Origin of the sequence: Sandaracinus amylolyticus (assembly GCF_021631985.1) — a bacterium.
Classification (GTDB): domain Bacteria; phylum Myxococcota_A; class Polyangia; order Polyangiales; family Sandaracinaceae; genus Sandaracinus; species Sandaracinus amylolyticus_A.
Genome location: NZ_CP070225.1, coordinates 1,709,196 through 1,727,741 on the forward strand (window position 1 = coordinate 1,709,196; position 18,546 = coordinate 1,727,741).

The 18,546-nt window shown below is 72.6% G+C and carries 14 protein-coding genes; 9 read left to right on the forward strand and 5 right to left on the reverse strand.

The features are described 5' to 3' along the window. Window positions 1-59: 59 nt before the first annotated feature. Window positions 60-362 (forward strand): hypothetical protein, encoded by a 303-nt coding sequence (locus I5071_RS07050; RefSeq protein ID WP_236604628.1) that lies wholly within the window; start codon window positions 60-62, stop codon window positions 360-362. 66 nt (window positions 363-428) lie between these two features. Here the strand turns inward: I5071_RS07050 and I5071_RS07055 are convergent, their stop codons facing one another. After that, on the reverse strand, window positions 429-1,826 hold the full coding sequence (locus tag I5071_RS07055; protein ID WP_236604629.1) for an FAD-dependent oxidoreductase: 1,398 nt from the start codon (window positions 1,824-1,826) through the stop codon (window positions 429-431). Window positions 1,827-2,000: 174 nt separating this feature from the next. On the opposite strand from I5071_RS07055, the gene I5071_RS07060 reads away from it, so the two are divergent. Beyond that, window positions 2,001-3,068, forward strand: coding sequence for a GGDEF domain-containing protein (locus tag I5071_RS07060; RefSeq protein ID WP_236604630.1), 1,068 nt, complete (start codon window positions 2,001-2,003; stop codon window positions 3,066-3,068). 111 nt (window positions 3,069-3,179) lie between these two features. On the opposite strand, the gene I5071_RS07065 is transcribed toward I5071_RS07060, so the two are convergent. Next, on the reverse strand, window positions 3,180-4,004 hold the full coding sequence (locus I5071_RS07065; RefSeq protein WP_236604631.1) for an alpha/beta fold hydrolase: 825 nt from the start codon (window positions 4,002-4,004) through the stop codon (window positions 3,180-3,182). Between the two features lie 61 nt (window positions 4,005-4,065). Between I5071_RS07065 and dnaX the strand changes: the two genes are divergently transcribed. The 5 genes from dnaX (at window position 4,066) to I5071_RS07090 (ending at window position 10,565) form a co-directional block, all read left to right on the forward strand. Continuing rightward, window positions 4,066-6,525 (forward strand): DNA polymerase III subunit gamma/tau, encoded by a 2,460-nt coding sequence (gene dnaX / locus I5071_RS07070; protein WP_236604632.1) that lies wholly within the window; start codon window positions 4,066-4,068, stop codon window positions 6,523-6,525. Window positions 6,526-6,697: 172 nt separating this feature from the next. Next, entirely contained in the window at window positions 6,698-7,024 is a 327-nt protein-coding gene (locus tag I5071_RS07075) for a YbaB/EbfC family nucleoid-associated protein (protein WP_236604633.1), read from the forward strand. 61 nt (window positions 7,025-7,085) lie between these two features. Beyond that, window positions 7,086-7,676, forward strand: a complete 591-nt coding sequence (recR, locus tag I5071_RS07080; RefSeq protein ID WP_236604634.1) for a recombination mediator RecR — start codon at window positions 7,086-7,088, stop codon at window positions 7,674-7,676. Then, the gene (locus I5071_RS07085) at window positions 7,673-9,514 is read left to right on the forward strand and encodes a flagellar biosynthesis protein FlhA (RefSeq protein WP_236604635.1); all 1,842 of its coding nucleotides are present in this window, start codon (window positions 7,673-7,675) and stop codon (window positions 9,512-9,514) included. Before recR ends, I5071_RS07085 begins: the two co-directional genes overlap by 4 nt. A gap of 229 nt (window positions 9,515-9,743) precedes the next feature. Further along, window positions 9,744-10,565 (forward strand): hypothetical protein, encoded by an 822-nt coding sequence (locus I5071_RS07090; RefSeq protein ID WP_236604636.1) that lies wholly within the window; start codon window positions 9,744-9,746, stop codon window positions 10,563-10,565. Between the two features lie 76 nt (window positions 10,566-10,641). On the opposite strand, the gene I5071_RS07095 is transcribed toward I5071_RS07090, so the two are convergent. Continuing rightward, window positions 10,642-12,057 (reverse strand): hypothetical protein, encoded by a 1,416-nt coding sequence (locus I5071_RS07095; protein WP_236604637.1) that lies wholly within the window; start codon window positions 12,055-12,057, stop codon window positions 10,642-10,644. A 24-nt stretch (window positions 12,058-12,081) separates the two neighbouring features. After that, window positions 12,082-12,711, reverse strand: coding sequence for a TetR/AcrR family transcriptional regulator (locus tag I5071_RS07100; protein WP_236604638.1), 630 nt, complete (start codon window positions 12,709-12,711; stop codon window positions 12,082-12,084). A gap of 128 nt (window positions 12,712-12,839) precedes the next feature. Between I5071_RS07100 and I5071_RS07105 the strand changes: the two genes are divergently transcribed. Then, on the forward strand, window positions 12,840-14,234 hold the full coding sequence (locus I5071_RS07105) for a cytochrome P450 (protein ID WP_236604639.1): 1,395 nt from the start codon (window positions 12,840-12,842) through the stop codon (window positions 14,232-14,234). On the opposite strand, the gene alaS is transcribed toward I5071_RS07105, so the two are convergent. After that, complete coding sequence (gene alaS, locus I5071_RS07110) at window positions 14,216-16,870, reverse strand: alanine--tRNA ligase (protein ID WP_236604640.1); 2,655 nt, start codon at window positions 16,868-16,870, stop codon at window positions 14,216-14,218. The two genes, I5071_RS07105 and alaS, sit on opposite strands and share 19 nt — an antisense overlap. 284 nt (window positions 16,871-17,154) lie before the next feature. Here alaS and I5071_RS07115 point away from each other — a divergent pair, with 284 nt between their 5' ends. After that, window positions 17,155-18,459 carry a serine/threonine-protein kinase gene (locus I5071_RS07115; protein ID WP_236604641.1) on the forward strand — a complete coding sequence of 435 codons (1,305 nt, stop codon included), beginning with the start codon at window positions 17,155-17,157 and terminating at the stop codon, window positions 18,457-18,459. Window positions 18,460-18,546 lie beyond the last annotated feature (87 nt).

The window sequence follows — 18,546 nt, forward strand, 5'->3', positions numbered from 1 at the left end:
TCACCCATCCCGACCGACTCCAAACTCGGTCTCGATGGGTCCGACCCATCCCGATCGCCGTGAATCTCGATCTCGATGGGTCCGACCCATCCCCGATCGCCGTGAATCTCGATCTCGATGGGTCCGACCCATCCCCGATCGCCGTGAATCTCGATCTCGATGGGTCCGACCCATCCCTCATCGCCGTGAATCTCGATCTCGATGGGTCCGACCCATCCCTCATCGCCGTGAATCTCGATCTCGATGGGTCCGACCCATCCCTCATCGCCGTGAATCTCGATCTCGATGGGTCCGACCCATCCCTCATCGCCGTGAATCTCGATCTCGATGGGTCCCACCCATCCCGCGCCGACATCCCGTGAGGGCGAAGCGCTTGGTGATGAGCTCGAGGCGCTCCCATCCACGGCGGCACCCGAGCTCGGCCGCCGTCAGCTCCGCCCGCCGATCCCCGCGAGCTCGCCGAACGTCGGCGCAGCCATGCCCGCCGCGCCGAGCTCTTCGATCGTCGTCTGCGCGCGCACCGCGACCGCGATCGGCCCCAGCACCTCCGCCGCGTGCGGTCCGATCGCGCTCGCGCCGAGCACCACGCGCGTCTCGGGATCGCACACCACGCGCAGCATCCCGCGCGCGTGGCGATCGACGCCCACGCCGTGCAGCGCGCCCTTCACGCTCTCGTCGAACGAGACCGTGCGCACGTCGACGTCACGCCTCGCGAAGCGCGCGCGCTGCGGCGAGAGCCCGACGATCGCGAGCTCGGGCTCGCAGTAGACGGTCTCGACCCAGCCGTTCGCGATCACGCGCGGCGCATCGAGCCCTGCCGCGCGACGCCCCGCGATCCAGCCCTCGACGTGCGCCTTGCTCGCGACGAACGCGCCGCCCGCCGCATCGCCGCACGCGATCACGCTCGGCACCTTCGTCGAGCGCAGGGTGTCGTCGACCACCACCGCGCCGTTGCGCGTGTCGATCTCCACGCCGATCGCGTCGAGCCCGAGCCGCGCGGTGTCGGCCCGACGTCCCACCGCGACGAACGCGCGCTCGGCCGAGTAGGTGCGCCCACCGTCGAGCGTCGCGGTCACGCTCTCGCCGCTGCGCACGACCTTGGTCACGCGCTTGCCGTGCACGAGCTTCACGCCGCGCTCCATCAGCACGTCGCCGAGCGAGTCGGCGAGCTCGCGATCGAAGCCCGGCAGCAATCCGAGCTCGTCGACGATCCACGTCACCTCGACGCCCAGCTCGCGGAACGCATAGGTCGCTTCGGCGCCCGTCGCGCCACCGCCGATCACCAGCATCGTGCGCGGCAGATCGCGCAGCGTGCGCAGGTGCCGCGGCGCGAGGATGCGCTCGCCGTCGGGCCGCCCTCCGCCGGCCGCCGCAGCGTCCCCGAAGAACCCGGTCGGGAACCACGGCACCGAGCCCGTCGCGATCACCGCCGCGTCGAAGCGCTCGCGCCGCGCGCTCTTGCCCTCGCGCGCGATCTCGATCGCGTCGGGCGCGACGAAGCGCGCGATCCCGCGCGCGGTCTCCACACCGGCGTCCTCGAGCCGCTTCGCGAGCCGCGCGCCCTCGAGCTCCGCGACGCGACCCATCTCCGCGATCACGTGCGCGAGATCGTCCGCGTCGATGCGCCCCGAGACCTTGCGCACCCGACGCTCGCCGACGAGGTGGAGCAGCACCTTCGAGGGCACGAGCGACGCGTGGGTCGAGCGCCCGCCGATCGCTTCCTCCGCGACCAACGTGACGCCCGCGCCGTGTCGCGCCGCTTCCACCGCGGCCGACACCGCCGCAGGTCCCCCACCGATCACCACCACCGCGCGCGTGTCGCTCATCGTCGCTCCATCCACCGAGCCGCAGCACTGGTGCCGACGCGGAATCGCGGCAACCCGCCAGGTGTCGATCGGGGCACCCGTCGCGCGCCCTTCTGTGTCACGATTTCGGGCGCTGGGGGCCACGAAGCCGTCGTGTTCGTCGATCGCGAGCGCATCACCTTGTCCGCGGCGGCGATGCGATTCGTCCTCGCGGTGTTCTCGCTCGTCGGTCTCCCGAGCGCGCTGCCCTCGATGTCGGCGCACCTCTCGGTGTTCGTCGCCTACATGCTCGCGGCCTGCCTCTTCCAGTGGATGATCTGGAAGAAGATCGGCGGGCTCGCCCGCGCGATGATCTCGGGCCTCGTCGACGTCGCGATGATCACCTTCATCGTGCACCGCGTGGGCAGCGGCTCGACCATGATGGTCGCGCTCTACTTCTTCGCGGGCATGATGAACACGCTCGTCGTGGGGCGGCGCGAGGGGCTCGTGCTCGCGGCGATCGGCGCGCTCGCGTACGACGCCCTGCTCGTCGCGGAGAGCGCGGGCTGGCTGCCCTACGCGCCCGACGGTCCCTCGTGGATCGCATCGGCGCCCGATCCGATCGAGGCCGTCGGCTCGGGCCTGATGATGACGGTCATGTCGCTCTCGCTCACCGCGCTGGTCGGCGCGCTCGTGCACCAGAACGCGCGGCGCGAGCAGGAGCTGATCGCGGCGAACAAGAAGCTCCAGGAGCTCAGCCTGCGCGACCCGCTCACGCAGCTCTACAACCGCCGCTACCTGATGGAGCGCATCGAGGCGGAGCTCGCGCGGGTGCGCCGCGGGAAGTCGCTCGCGGTGATCATGGTCGACCTCGATCGCTTCAAGCGCGTGAACGACGACACCGGCCACCAGCGCGGCGACGTGCTGCTCCAGGAGCTGGCGCGTGGCCTCGCGCGCTCGGTGCGCGAGACCGACGTCGTCGGGCGCTACGGCGGCGACGAGTTCGTGGTGATCCTGCCCGACACCGACGAGGCGCAGGGCACGAACGTCGCGAACCGCGTGGTCGAGGGGATCCGCGAGGTGGGCACCACCTTCGATCCCGATCGCCCGGTCACCGCGAGCGTCGGCCTGGCGCAGGCGCGCCCGAACGAAGACGCGCGCGCGCTGCTGCAGCGCGCCGATCGCGCGTCGTACGACGCGAAGGGCCGCGGCGGCGACCGTGTCGCCCGCGACTCCCAGGCGCCGGCGACGACCGAGCCCGTGCTCGAGCAGCACGCGCCCTAGTACCGTTGCCCGGATGTTCGTTCCGGGATCGAGGTTCAGCCCGGAGCGAACATCCGGGCGACGGTACTAGGAGAAACCCGGAACGAAGCTCCGGGCGGAGGTACTGAGGGCTCAGGCCATCCGCGCGAGCATCACCCGCACGAGGCCCTCGGGATCCTCGGCGTGCACCCAGTGATCGGTCGCCAGGCGATCGACCGTCACCCGGCCCGGCAGGCGCGCCGCGAGCGCGTCGAGGCGCGCACGATCGGTCTCGTCGAGCACGCCCGAGCGCTCGCCGATCACGACGTGCACCGACGTGCCCTCCGGGGGCGCCTCGACGACGCCCCACAGATCGGTCGCGAAGTACGACGCGAGCAGCGCGCGGATCGACGGGATCGGCGGCCCGAACCGGAAGCCGTCGTCGGAGCGGCGCAGGCTCATCGCGAGCCACGGCGCGATCGCCGGCCGCGGATCCTGCGCCAGCACCGCCTTCACGAACGCGTCGCGCGAGTCGAACGGGTAGGGCAGGGCGTCGAGCATCTCCACGACCCGCACCGTGCTCTCCGAGCCCCTCGCGTCCTCGCGCGCCCCCGGCGTGCTGTCGACGATCATCACGTGCTCGAGCCCCGCGCGCTCGCGCTCGGTCGCGAGCCACTGCAGCGCGACCTTCCCGCCGAAGCTGTGCGCGAGCACCGCGCGCGCCGGTGCCTCGAGCGAGCGCGCGAGCGACGCGACGTCCTCCGCGGCCTGCGCGAGCGTGTCGGGCCCGGGCGCCTCGAGCGACGCGCCGTGACGCCGCAGATCGACCAGCACCGCGGCCCACTCGGGCCGTGCCGCGACGAAGCGCCGCGCGATCGTGCGCAGGTTCGCGCCGCTGCCGAGGATGCCGTGCAGGAGCAAGATGCTGCGCGTCGGCGTGCGATCCGGCGCGCGCACGATGTCGTGAGCGAGAGCCACGCCGTGCGATAGCACGCGGTCGGGATCCCCTCGCGCGGGGATTTGCTATCTTCGCGCGCTCATGGCGTACACGGTCCTCGCGCGGAAGTATCGACCGCAGACGTTCTCCGACCTCGTCGGGCAGGAGCACGTCACGCGCACGCTCGGGAACGCGATCGCCTCGGGCCGCGTGGCGCACGCGTTCCTGTTCACCGGCGTGCGCGGCGTGGGCAAGACGACCACCGCGCGCATCCTCGCCAAGGCGCTCAACTGCGCGACGCGCGGACCGACCAGCGAGCCCTGCGGGACGTGTGATCCGTGCCGCGAGATCACGACCGGCGTCGACCTCGACGTGCTCGAGATCGACGGCGCCTCGAACAACAGCGTCGAGGACGTGCGCAGGCTGCAGGAGACCATCCCGTTCCGCCCTGCGCGCGACCGCTTCAAGATCGTGATCGTCGACGAGGTCCACATGCTCTCGACGGGCGCGTTCAACGCGTTCCTCAAGACGCTGGAGGAGCCGCCGCCGCACGTGAAGTTCATCTTCGCGACGACGGAGTCGCACAAGGTCCCGATCACGATCCGCTCGCGCTGCCAGCGCTACGACTTCCGTCTGATCCCGCAGAGCGTCGTCGCGGCGCGGGTGCGCGACATCCTCGGCCGCGAGGGCATCCAGGCCGACGACGCGGCGGTCGCGATCGTGGCGCGCGAGGCCGCGGGCTCGATGCGCGACGCGCTCACGCTGCTCGACCAGATCGTCGCGTTCGCGGGCACGACGCTGGTGGGCGAAGAGGTCGCGCGGGTGCTCGGGATCGCGGATCGCGATCTGCTGCATCGCGCGTCGGCGGCGGTGCTCGAGGGCGACGGCGCGGGCGCGCTCGGCGTGGTCGACGCGCTCGCGACGCGCGGCCTCGACATGCTGCACTTCTCGAAGGCGCTCACCGAGCTGATGCGCGATCTCGTGGTGCTCAAGGTCGCGGGCCCGGGCACCGAGCTCGTCGCGCTGGTCGAGGAAGAGCGGCGCAAGGCGCTCGATCTCGTGGAGCGCGTCGAGGAGCTCGAGATGCAGCGCGCGTTCGCGTCGCTCTCGCTGCTCGTCGACGAGATCGCGAAGGCGTCGATGCCGCGCCTGGCGCTCGAGATGGGCCTGGTGCGCCTCGCGACGCGGCCGCCGCTGCGCGCGATCGCGGAGATCGTGGCGCGCCTCGACGCGCTGCAGTCGGGACGCCCGGCGGGCCCGGCGCCGAGCGGGCCGCGTGGTGGTGGCGGCGGGGGCGGCCGTGGTGGTGGCGGCGGCACGCGCACGCCGCGCGCGACCGCGGCGCCCGACGACGCGAGCGCGCTGATCGAGCGCCTGCGTGGCCCGGGCGCGCGCATCGAGACGGCGGAGCGTCGTGCGGTGATGCCCGCGGCCGACGACGCCGAAGAAGAACCTGCCCCTGCCGCGAGCGCGTCGTCGTCGGGCGGGCTTCGAGCGCCCGCGGCACACGAGAGCGCCGAGCCGTCGAGCGCCGGAGCAACCCCCACCGGACCGGTAGCGAGCGCTGTCGCACCGGTAGCGAGCGCTGTCGCACCGGTCGCGAGTGCTGTCGCACCGGTAGCGAGCGCTGTCGCACCGGTAGCGAGCGCTGTCGCACCGGTAGCGAGCGCTGTCGCACCGGTAGCGAGCGCTGTCGCACCGGTAGCGAGCGCTGTCGCACCGGTAGCGAGCGCTGTCGTACCGGTAGCGACTTCGTCCCGCCCCGGAGCGACTTCGTCCGGACCCGCAGCCAGCGTTGTCGCACCGGGAGCGACTTCGTCCGCACCCGTAGCGAGCGAGCTCCGACACGAAGTGACTCGTTCCGGACCTGTTTCGGCGCAGTCCGCGCCGGCGGCACGTCCTGTCCCGCCGGTCGATCCCGCGCTCGCGTCGGTCGACGCGCTCTTCCAGGCGCTCTCCGCGACCCCGCGTCCCGCACCGGCATCCCGCCCCGCGCCGGCGCCCGCGGTGCCGGCGTTCGTGCCCGCCGCGTTCTCCCCCGCCGTCGCCCCCGCACCCGCACCCGCCGTCGCCCCCGCCCCCGCACCCGCACCCGCCGTCGCACCCGCACCCGCACCCGCACCCGCCCCCTCCCGCGCCGCTCCGCCCGACGCCGACGCCACCACCCGCTGGGAGACCGTCGTCGCCGTCCTCATGGAGACCCGCCCCGCGCTCGGCTCGGTCCTCCTGCACGCCTCGCCCTCGCGCGTGGGCCGCGACGAGATCGTGATCGCGTTCCCCTCGGGCTCGTTCTACCGCCGTCAGGCCGATGCCCCCGACGCGCGCGCCGCGATCGCCGAGATCGCCGAGCGCGTCCTCGGGGCGCGCCCCTCGGTCCGCGTCATCGAGCGCGACGCCGGCGATCCCGGCGGCCAGACCATCGCCGAGCTCGAGGCCGAGCGTCAGCGCGCCCGCTGGGAGGCCACGAAGAAGAAGGCGCTCAACCACCCGATGGTGGTCGAGGCGCTCTCGGTGTTCGAGACGCGCCCCGACGCCGCCGAGGTACGACTCGAGGGCGATTGAGCGACTGCCCAAAAATCGGCTCGCCGGCGGAGGGCCCTCCCGTCCGCGTGCGCCGCACGCTCCCGTGCGGGCCCTCCGCCAGGCGAGCACTCCAGCTGGACCGAGCGCGTTGTGTCGCCGGGGCCTCTGAGTAACAATCGCCCCCCTTCCAACCCGGAGCGAAGCAGATCCGATGAGCACGCATTTCCGCGGCGGCATGAGCGAGCTGATGCGCCAGGCCAGCCGCCTTCAGCGCAAGATCGAGCAGCGCAAGAAGGAGCTCCATAGCGAGGTGGTCGAGGCCGGCGCCGGCAACGATCAGGTCAAGGTGAAGGTCAACGGCGCCAAGGAGCTGGTCTCGATCGAGATCGCGCCCGAGCTCCTCAAGGGCGAGGACCTCTCGATGGTCCAGGATCTCGTCGTCGCCGCGGTGAACGCCGGCATGAAGAAGGCGAACGAGGTCGTCGACGCCGAGCTCGAGAAGGTCACCGGCGGTCTCAAGATCCCGGGCTTGTTCTGAGACCCTGGCGGGCGCGCGTGGCTTGCGGCCGTGCGCGTCGCCCGCAGGTGCCCGATCGACGATGGACGATCCGCTCGCCGAGCTCGTGATGCTGCTCGCGCGCCTCCCCGGCATCGGGGAGCGCACCGCGACGCGCCTCGCTCACCACGTGCTCGGCGCGGATCCCCAGTACGCCGCCGCCCTCGGTGCCTCGATCGCGCAGATCCACGAGCGCGTCCGGCACTGCGAGCGCTGCGGCAACTGGGCGCTCGATCCGCTCTGTCGCGTGTGCGCCGATCCGCGGCGCGACCCCGCCGTGCTCTGCGTCGTGGCGCGGGTGCCCGACCTCGCCGCGATCGAGAAGAGCGGCACGTTCCGCGGCCGCTACCACGTGCTGCACGCGCTGCTCGCGCCGCTCGACGGCATCGGCCCCGACGCGATCGACGTCGATCGCCTGATCACACGGGTGCGCGAAGAAGGCGTGCGCGAGGTCGTCGTCGCGACGCCGCTCAGCGTCGAGGGCGAGGCGACCGCGCTCTATCTCGCCCAGTCGCTCAAGCCCTTCGGTGCGCGGGTCTCGCGCATCGCGAGCGGCCTGCCGCACGGCGGCGAGCTCGAGTTCGCCGATCAGATCACGCTGGGCCGCGCCCTCGACGGACGACGAGAGCTGTGACGCCCAGCGAGCGCGATCCCGCCACGCTGCGTCGCTACGCGGACGCCGGGCTCGCGCTCCTCGTCGTGCTGATCGTCGGGATGATGATCGTCCCGCTGCCGACGCCACTCCTCGACGTGCTGCTCGCCGGCAACGTGTCGCTCGCGATCGTGATCCTGCTCGTCGCGATGTACGTGCCCGACGCGCTCGCGTTCACGTCGTTCCCGACGATCCTGCTGGTCACCACGCTCTTCCGGCTCGCGCTCAACGTGAGCTCGACGCGGCTCATCCTGCTGCAGGCCGACGCGGGCGAGGTGATCCGCGCGTTCGGCGACTTCGTGGTGCAGGGCAACTACGTCGTCGGCGCGGTCGTCTTCCTGATCCTCACGCTGATCCAGTTCATGGTGATCGCGCGCGGCAGCGAGCGCGTGGCCGAGGTCGGCGCGCGCTTCGCGCTCGACGCGATGCCAGGCAAGCAGATGGCGATCGACGCCGATCTGCGCAGCGGCGCGCTCGGTCACGACGAAGCGCGTCGCCGCCGTCGCCTGCTCCAGCGCGAGAGCCAGTTCTACGGCGCGATGGACGGCGCCATGAAGTTCGTGAAGGGCGACGCGATCGCGGGCATCGTCATCACCGGCGTGAACATCGTGTTCGGCGTCGTGATCGGCGTCGCGATGCACGACATGGGCGCGGTGGAGAGCCTGCAGCGCTACGGCCTGCTGACGATCGGCGACGGCCTGGTCTCGGAGATCCCGTCGCTGCTCATCTCGACCGCCGCGGGCCTCGTGGTCACCCGGGTCGCGTCGGAGGACGAGCAGAGCTCGCTCGGCGGTGACGTGGGGCGGCAGATCTTCGGCAACCCACGCGCGCTCGCGATCGCGTCGGGGTTCCTCGTCCTGCTCGCGATCGTGCCCGGGCTCCCGCCCGCGCCGTTCCTGGTGCTCGCGGCGGTGTTCGGCGGCGTCGCGTGGCGGCTCTCGCGCCGCGCGCCTCGAGTCGTCGATGCGCGCGGCGCGGAGCGCTCGCCCCGTCTCGTCCCGATCGCGATCGAGCTCGGCCCCGCGCTCGCCGCGCAGCAGCTCGACGTGTTCCTCGAGCATCACGTCCCGGCGCTGCGTGACCGCCTGTTCGCATCGCTCGGCGTCGTGCTGCCCGAGGTGCACGCCCGCGCGAGCGCCACGCTGCCTCCGCGGGGCTACACCATCCACCTGCACGAGATCCCGGTCGCGCGCGGCGAGCTCGAGGGCGACGATCTCGCGGTGCACCTCGAGCTCGCGGTGCGCCGTCGCGCCGCCGATCTCGTGGGCCTCCAGGAGGTGCAGTCGATGCTCGACCAGCTCGAGCGCACGCACCCCGCGCTGGTCCGCCACGTCGTGCCCAAGCCGATCGCGCTGCCGCTCCTCGCCGACGTGCTGCGCCGCCTGGTCTCCGAGGGCGTCTCGATCCGCCCGCTCCGCGAGATCCTCGAGGCCCTCGCGGTCGCGAGCACGAGCGATGCGGCCGTGCTCGCGGACTCGCTTCGCGTCGCGCTGCGCCGACACCTCACGCACGGGCACGCCGCCGAGGGCGTGCTCGAGGTGCTCGTGCTCGACCCCGAGATCGAGGAGACCTTGCGCGATGGCCTGCAGCGCAGCGGCGCGCTCGCGCTGCCGCCCTCGATCGCGCGCGATGTCGTCGCCGTCGTGCGACGTGCGGTCTCGTCGCGCGAGGGTCGCGTCCCACCGCTGCTCACGCAGCCCGACGTGCGCCGTCCGCTGCGCCGCCTGCTCGAGGTCGAGCTCCCCGACGTCGCCGTCCTCGCGTACACGGAGCTCGACCCCGCCGTCACCGTGAAGACCGTCGGGCGGGTCGCGTTGTGAACGCCGGGTCACGTCGAGCGCACCGCGGTTGTCGATCGCGGTCGAGTCGAGCGGGATCCCCATCGAAAACGCGAGGCAACGCAGCTAGCATCGCGTGGCACCAGAGTTGCTCGACCGCGACGCCAGTGCCGCTGGCCCGCCTCCACCGGGGGTTCGACTCGCGATGACCAACCGCATCCTTTGTGCTCTTTCCGTCCTCGGCGTCGCCGCCGTGCTCCTCGCGCCTTCGATGCGCGCCGAGGCTCAGTGCCGGCCCGACGACATTTTCTGCGCGGAGCTCCGCATCGGCCCCGCGCAGCCGCCTCCTCCGCCGCCGCCGGTGATCGTGCAGCCGCCGCCTCCGCCGGTGGTCGTGCAGCCGCCGCCTCCGCCGGTGGTCGTTCAGCCGCCGCAGCCGCCGGTGGTGATCGTGCAGCCGGCCCAGCCGCCCCCGCCTCCGCGCGTGGTCGTGGTGCGCCCGGTGCAGCCGCCGCCCCCGCACGTGGTGCAGGTGCAGGTCGAGCGCCGTCGCGTGGTGCGCTACGAGCTCGTGCCCGAGTTCGACGTCGGCGTGCACATCGCGCTCGCCGGTCTGATGACCGAGAACGTCGGGATGGGCGGCTTCCAGGGCGCGTTCCGTTTGCGCCCGATCCGTCACCTCGCGATCGACATCGGGTCGGGCATCTTCGGCGGCGAGAGCCTCAACTACGGCGCCGACAGCGGCGGTCGCTGGGAGGTTCCCTTCACCGTCGACATGCTCTTCTTCTTCAACCCGCAGCACCGCTTCCAGGTCTACGCGCTCGTCGGTGCGGGCGTGTCGATCGCGGGTCAGGAGACGCGTCTCGGCGAGCGTCAGCTCGAGTACGTGGGCGGTGAGGCCGGTCTCGGCTTCGAGTGGCGCATCGGCCGCCACTTCGCGCTCAACCTCGATGCGCGCGGCTTCCTCCGCCAGCACGTGGGCGACGACGGCTACGAGTTCGTGCGCCGTGGCGAGGACGGCGAGCTCGAGGGCACGAACCTCTCGGGCGGCTTCTACGGCACCGTCGGCATGACCTTCTACTTCGGCGGGTGAAGCCGCGCCGCGGGTCGAGAGCCCCTCGAACGTCGAACGCCCCGATCTCCTCGCGGAGGTCGGGGCGTCGTGCGTTTCACTTCCGGTTCAGCAGCCGGCTGATGAGGCCCTTGGGCTGCGTTCCCGGCGGCGGGGGAGGCGGCTGCGACGAGGGCAGCGGCGGCGGGATCTGAGAGCGCGGGATGCGGCCCTCGCCGTCGTCGCTCGAGCCCACGCTCGACTCGCCCTCGCCGAGCTCGAGGTCGTCGAGCACCAGCACGTCCTCGTCGATCATCAGCTCGAACTCGCCCGAGGGAGGCATGTCCGAGGGCTCGACCGCATTCGAGAGCGAGTCGCCCACGATCGAGTCGAGCTGCGCGTCGAGCACGTCGCCCGGCGGGCGCGGCGGCAGCGAGCTGCGCGGCGCGAGCGGGTCGCCGAAGAGCGCGGTCGCGTCGCCGTCGTCGTCGAGCGGACGGCTGCCGTCGGCGCCGTGCCCTCCCGCCGCGAGCGCCTCCTGGAGATCCGCGCCGAGCAGGTCCGCGAGGTCCTGGTGCGCCGCGGGCTCGGCCTCGGGGCGGGGATCGTCGAAGAGATCCGCGAGCGGGCCCGGAGCGACGCTGGCCGGAGCCGCGTCGTCGAAGAGGTTCGCGAGCGGTCGATCGTCGCGGGTGGCCGGCGGCGGGAGCACGACCTCGCCGGTCGGCTCCTCGCCGATGACCTCGTCGCTCGTGAGCAGCGCGTTCTCGAGGCTGTTGGGGTCGCGGACGTCGGTCGTGTCCTCGAACGCCTCGACCGCAGGTGCGCCCGGCGGCGTGGTGTCGGGGACCGGCGCCTCGGAGGGCGGGCGCGGCGGGCGCACCGACGGGGCACGCGCCGGAGCCGGCGGGATGTCGCGAGCCTGCGCCGCGGCGGCGCGGATCGCGGCCACGCGCGCGGCGATCGCGGGCGACGCGTCGGTGGGCTCTTCCTCGACCGGCGGCTCGATCGGCCGGCGCGCCGCGGGCGGATCCTCCACGTCGAGCTCGAGCACCGGCGGCAGCGCTGCGCCGCGGAGGATCTCGTCGGGCAGCTCCACGAGCCCCGACCCGTCCTCGGGGGGCGGCTCGATCGGCGCGGGGCGCTCCCACGTCGCGGGCTTCGCGACCATCCCCGGCGGCGGCACCGTCTCGACGCGCGGCGCCGCAGGGATGCTCGCAGGGCGCGGGAAGCTCGACGGCGCTCGGGCCGGCGCCGGCGGGCGCGGCGGAGGCTTCGCGGTGAGGGGCCGTGCCGGCGGAGGCGGCGTGGGCGGCCGGGCGCGCGGCGGCTCGGCGACCGGCGCCGTGGCCTCGGCCGGCGCGGGCTCGGATCGCGACCGCTCGGAGAGGCCGTCGAGCACGGCGTCGATGGCGTCCAGCGCGCTCGGCGCGCCGTCGCGCGCGCGCTGGATCACGGCACCGAGCAGCTCGTCGCTCTTGCCGAACGACGCCAGCTCGCGGTCGACGTCGGCGAGCCGCTCCGGGGTACCCATGCGGGCGTCGATGTTGCCTCGGAACTAGGGGCGCCGTAAAGGCCGACGTCGTGCCGGCGGGGGCGGCTCGAGCTCCGGCTCGAGGTAGCGGCGCACCAGCGTCTTGAGCTCCTCGCGCATCGCGCCGCGCAGCGAGGGCGCGCTGCGCGAGGACACGAACATCGTCGACGCGAAGGTCTGCACGATCACGGTCGCGAGCAGGCGCGGGCGGCGCTCCGGGAGGTGCGGCGCGCGCGTCTCGAGGAGCTGCGCGAGGCGCTCGATCATCGCGCGGGTGAGCGCGTCGTCGCGCTCCTGGTAGACCGGGTAGAGCGCGAAGTTCACCACGACCGCGCGGAACGCGGGATCGCTCCCGTGCAGCGCCGCGAACGCGTCGACCGCGCCGTCGATCAGGGTGGGCCACGGCACGTCGTCGGGCACCGTCGCGAAGAGCGCGTCGAACGCCTCGCGCGAGCGCTCGAGCGTGCGCTCCGCGACCGCGTCGAAGAGCGCGGTCTTGTTCGGGAAGAACTGATAGACCGAGCCGATCGACGTCTCGGCGCGCTCCGCGATCCCCTCGACCGTCGTCGCCTCGAAGCCCGCCTCCGCGAAGAGCGTCGCGGCGGCGTCGAGGATCGCGTCGTAGCGACGCCGGCTGCGCGCCTGCACCGGCACGCGCCGCTCTTTCTCGCTGTCGCCGGGTCTCGCCACGGGGAGGTTGCGCGAATGTGAGGCACCTCTCACGTTTCGTCGAACGTGAGGCGAGCCTCACGTTCTGCTCCGACGCCCAGGGGAGGTGCGAGATGGACGCGAGGCCCTACGAGTCGATGCCGACACTGCCCGGGGCGCTGCCGCTGCTCGGGCACTGGCCCGAGATCATCCACGACGTCTTCGGGTTCCTCGAGCGCGCCGCAGAGCGCGCCGACGTGGTGGGCGTGCGCTTCGTCCACCAGCGCGCGGTCATCACCCACGACCCCGCGATGATCCAGCACGTGCTCCAGCAGAGCCCGCGCCTCTACACCAAGAGCCGCAACTACGCGGGCATGAAGAAGGTCGTGGGCGAGGGACTGCTCACGAGCGAGGGCGAGTTCTGGAAGCGGCAGCGCAAGCTCGCGCAGCCCGCGTTCCATCACGCGAAGCTGCGCGGGATCACGCGCACGATGGTCAGCGCGACCGAGGACATGCTCGCGCGCTGGCGCACCTGGGAGGACGGGCAGCCCTTCGACCTCCACGAGGAGATGATGCGCGTCACGCTGCGCATCGCGGGGCTCTCGCTCTTCGGCGCGGATCTCGACGGAGACGCGCGCGAGATCGGCTCGGCGCTCGGCGTGATCCTCCCGTGGGTCAACGGGATCATCCAGGACCCGTTCCGTCCGCCGCTCTGGGTCCCGACCCGCGAGAACCGCGCGCTGCGCGAGGCGCTCGCGACGCTCGATCGGCTCGTGTACCGCATCGTCGAGGAGCGCCGCCGCAACGACCCCGAGCACACGCGCGACGATCTGCTCTCGATGTTGATGGGCGCGGTCGACGAGGGCGGCGGGCGCATGACCGATCGGCAGCTGCGCGACGAGATCCTCACCGCGGTGCTCGCGGGGCACGAGACGACGGCGAACGCGCTCGCGTGGACCGGCATGTTGCTCGCGCGGCATCCCGACGTGGGTGCGCGCGTCGAGCGCGAGGCGAGCGCCGTGCTCGGGGATCGATCGCCGAGCGTCGACGATCTGACGAAGCTCGAGCTCTGCGATCGTGTGGTGAGCGAGTCGTTGCGCCTGTACCCGCCGGCGTGGGAGTTCGAGCGCGAGGCGATCGCCGACGACGTCGCGGCGGGGTGGCGCATCCCGAAGGGCACGGTCGTGATGATCGCGCCGTGGACGCTGCATCGCTCTCCGCGCTTCTGGGACGACCCCGCGCGCTTCGATCCCGATCGCTTCCTGCCCGAGCGCTCGGTCGGACGGCCGCGCTACGTGTACCTGCCCTTCGGCGACGGACCGCGCGTGTGCATCGGCAAGGCGTTCGCGATGATGGAGGCGAAGCTCTTGCTCGCGATGATGGCGCGCGAGGTGCGCTTCGAGCTCGAGCCCGGCGCGCACGTGCGCCCCGAGCCGAGCGTGACGCTCCGTGCGCGGGGCGGCGTGCCGATGCGGTTCCGGCGCGTCGCCTCCGCCGCGCGCTTCCTCGATCAGACCACGAGCGCGTAGACGCGCTGCACCGCGTCCCCGAGCTTGCTCGGGTCGGTGCCGCCCGCCTGCGCGAAGTCGGGACGGCCGCCGCCGCCTCCGCCGACCACCGCGGCGGCGTCCTTCACGATGTCGCCCGCCTTGAAGCGGCTCGTGACGTCCTTGCTGACGCTGCACGCGAGGATCGCCTTGCCGTCCTTGGTCGCCGAGCCGAGCAGCACCACCGCGGGCGCGAGCTTGTCGCGCAGCTGATCCGCGAGCTCGCGCAGCGCCTTCGCATCGCCGAGATCGACGGTCGCGCCGAGCACCTTCACGCCCGCCTGCTCGCGCGCCTGCGCGGTCAGATCGCCGCCGCCCGCGCCGCCGCTCACCAGCTTGTGCTGCAGGCGCTCGATCTCGCGCTGCAGCTCCTTCTGGGTCGCGAGGAGCTTCTCGACCTTCTCCTTCGCCTGCGAGGGCGTGCCCTTGAGCAGCGCCGCGGTCTCGCCGAGATCGCGCTCGAGGCCGCGCGCCCACGTGAGCGCGCCGCGTCCCGTGACCGCCTCGATGCGGCGCACGCCCGCGGCGACGCCGCCCTCGCTGACGATCTTGAAGAGCCCGATGTCGCCGGTGCGCGACGCGTGGGTGCCGCCGCAGAGCTCGATCGAGTCGCTCGTCATGCGCAGCATGCGCACGACCTCGCCGTACTTCTCCTCGAAGATGCCGATGGCGCCCTTCGCCTTCGCCTCGGCCATCGGGAGCACCTCGGTCTCGATCGGCGCGTTGAGCAGCACCTTCTCGTTCACGAGGTCCTCGATGCGCTGCACCTCGTCGAGCGTGAGCGGGCGCGAGCCCGAGTAGTCGAAGCGCAGGCGATCGGGCGACACCAGCGAGCCCTTCTGGAGCGCCGCCGGGCCGAGCACGGTGCGCAGCGCGTAGTGCAGCAGGTGCGTCGCGCTGTGGTTGCGGCGCGTCGCGCTGCGGCGGGTGTGATCGACCTCGAGCTCGACCTTCGCGCCCACCTCGAGCGTGCCCTTGGTGAGCTTGCCCTGGTGCACGAAGAGGCCCTCGACCGGCTTCTGGGTGTCGCGCACCTCGAACGTCGCGTCGCCCGCGCGGATCACGCCGCGGTCGCCGACCTGGCCGCCGCTCTCGCCGTAGAACGGCGTGCTCTTGGTGACGATCTCGCCCTCGTCGCCCTCGCGCAGCACCTGCACCTCGGCACCGCCCGCGACGAGCGCGGTGATCGTCGAGGTGTCGCGCTCGCGCTCGTAGCCGGTGAACTGGGTCGCGCCGACGCGCTGCGCGATCGCGTAGTGCACTGCGGCGACGCCCTCGCCCGAGCGGATCGGGCCGCCACCGCCGCGGCTGCGGTCGCGGGCCTCCTCGCGCTCCGCCTTGTAGCCGTCCTCGTCGACGGTGAAGCCCTGCTCGCGCCCGATCTGCTGCTGCAGATCGAGCGGGAAGCCGAACGTGTCGTGCAGCCTGAACGCCGCCGCGCCGCCGAGCGTCGCCTTGCCGTCGGTCTCTTCGTGCAGGAGCTCGAGCCCGCGCTTGAGCGTCTGGCGGAAGCCGCGCTCCTCGTTCTGCGTGACGTCGGCGATCGCGTCGCGACGCTCGCGGAGCTCGGGATACTGCTCGCCCATCAGGTCGACGACGCGCAGCGCCACCTCGTGGAGGAAGAGCCGCTCGATGCCGAGCATGTGCCCGAAGCGGATCGCGCGGCGCATGATCGAGCGCAGCACGCTCTCGCGGCCCGCCTTGTCGGGGAAGACGCCCTCCGCGATGCAGAACGCGGTCGCCCGCGCGTGATCCGCGATCACACGCATCGCGACGTCGTCGCGCGACATCGTGCCGCCGTAGGGCTTGCCGCTGATCTGCGACGCGAGCTCGACCAGCGGGCGCAGCAGGTCGGTGTCGTAGTTCGACACGACGCCCTGCACCGCCGCGGTGATGCGCTCGAGGCCCATGCCGGTGTCGACGCTCTGCGCGGGGAGCGGCGTGAGCGTGCCGTCCTCGAAGCGCTCGAACTGCATGAACACGTTGTTCCAGATCTCGACCCAGCCCGCGCCGTCTTCGCCCGGCTCCTGGCCGAACTTCGCGAGGTCGGGCTCGCCTGCGCCCATCCAGAAATGGATCTCGGTGCAGGGGCCGCAGGGACCGGTCTCGCCCATCGACCAGAAGTTGTCGGCCTTGCCGAGGCGGATGATCCGCTCCGGCCCGAAGCCCGTGACCTCCGCCCAGATCTGCGCGGCCTCGTCGTCCGCGGGCAGCCCGGGCTCGCCCTCGAACACCGTGACGACGAGCTTCTCCTTCGGCAGCGCGCAGGTGCCGACCACGAACTCCCACGCCCACTTGATCGCGTCGCGCTTGAAATAGTCGCCGAACGAGAAGTTCCCGAGCATCTCGAAGAACGTGTGGTGGCGCGCGGTCACGCCCACGTTGTCGAGGTCGTTGTGCTTGCCCTTGACGCGCATGCACTTCTGCGACGTCGTCGCGCGCTTGTACGGGCGCTGATCCTTGCCGGTGAAGACGTCCTTGAACTGCACCATCCCGGCGTTCGCGAAGTACAGCGTCGGGTCGTTCGGCGGGACCAGCGGCCCGCTCGGAAGGCGGGTGTGGCCGCGCTCCTCGAAGTGACGCAGGAACGCTTCGCGGATCTCTCGAGAGGTCTTCATCGTCGGCTCTTCGGGTCGGGTCGCAAGTTGTGAAGCCGGTGAAACTGCCCGGCAACGTGGGTGGTCTCGAGCTTCGGGCTTCCGCGCTCGTGGAGCTGGATGCGGGCGCGCCGCACTCTAAGTGATCGCACCGGCGCCGGGGGGCGTCGTGGCTCCGTGGTCGGGAGCCGGGGGGCGCGATGCGACCGTCGTTCGATGATTCGGAGAGCGAGCCAGGGGGGCTCCGCTCGGGGGTTCGGCGTTCCGGGGCCGAAGATCCGCGCATCGCGCACGCGCTCGGTCGCGTGGGGCGCATCGTGCGGCGGAAGTGGCGGCTCGACGCGTTGCTCGGGATGGGCGGGATGGCGGCGGTGTACGCGGCGACGCACCGCAACGGGCACCGCGTCGCGCTGAAGCTGCTGCACCCGTGGCTGCTGGCGTGGCCCGACGCGCGCGAGCGCTTCCTGCGCGAGAGCTACGTGGCGAACTCGATCGCGCACCCCGGCGTCGTGCCGGTCGCCGACGACGACGAGGCGGAGGACGGCGCGCCCTTCCTCGTGATGGAGCTGCTGCACGGCGAGAGCCTCGAGGATCGGATCGCGCGGCTCGGGCCGATGTCGTTCTCGGAGGCGCTGCTCGTCGCGAACGATCTGCTCGACGTGCTCGCCGCGGCGCACGCCGCGAGCGTCGTGCACCGCGACGTGAAGCCCGACAACGTGTTCCTCGAGCGCGCCCAGCCGCGCGGGCGACTGCGGCTGCTCGACTTCGGGATCGCGCGGCTGCGCGAGATCGCGGGCGAGGGCGCCGAGACGCGGCAGGGCGTGCTGCTCGGGACGCCGGCGTACATGTCGCCCGAGCAGGCGCTCGGGCAGTGGAACCGCGTCGATGCGCGCACCGATCTGTGGGCGGTGGGCGCGACGCTGTTCGCGATGATCTCGGGGCGCCCGCCGCGACGCGGCGACGACGTGCGCGCGCTGATCGCGGCGTCGCAGGAGCCGCTGCCCGATCTGCGCGACCTGGTGCCCGACGTGCCCGAGCCGCTCGCGAAGCTGGTCGCGAAGGCGACCGCGTACGATCGCGACGCGCGCTTCGCCGACGCGGTGCGCATGCGGGAGGCGGTCGATCGCTGCCGCCGCGAGATCTCGGTGACCGACACCGCGATCTCGCTCGGCCGTCTCGCGCAGACGATCGGGGGCGCGCCGAAGCCGGCCGCGCCGCCCGACACCCAGGAGTTCGAGCGGGCCGATCTCGCGCTCTCGAGCTCGACCCCGTTCGACGACGAGGACCCGACGCACTTCGAGCCGATCGCGGAAGCGCTCGCGGTGCTGCGCGCGCCGGTCGGCGAGGACGATCCCACGGCGTTCCTCACGCGCGGCGCGGTCGTGCAGGCGATGGCCGAGAGCACGCGCGCCGAGGTGGAGCGAGCGTGCGCGGTGAGCGTCGCGCTCCCGCAGGCGGCAGCGCCCCCGCCGCCTTCGACGAGCGCCCCGGTCCCCCCGCCGGTGCGCCCGACGTTCGAGCTCGATGCGCGATGGGTCGTCGCGATCGTGCTCGCGCTGCTCGCGATCGCGGGCGTGATCGGGCTGGTGGTGAGCCGGCTCTCGCGCTGACTGCGCCTGCGAACGCCTCTCGATCCCGGCGGAATCACGTCGATCGGAGAAAGCCCCGTCGTTTCCGGCGGTTACCATCCGGTGCGC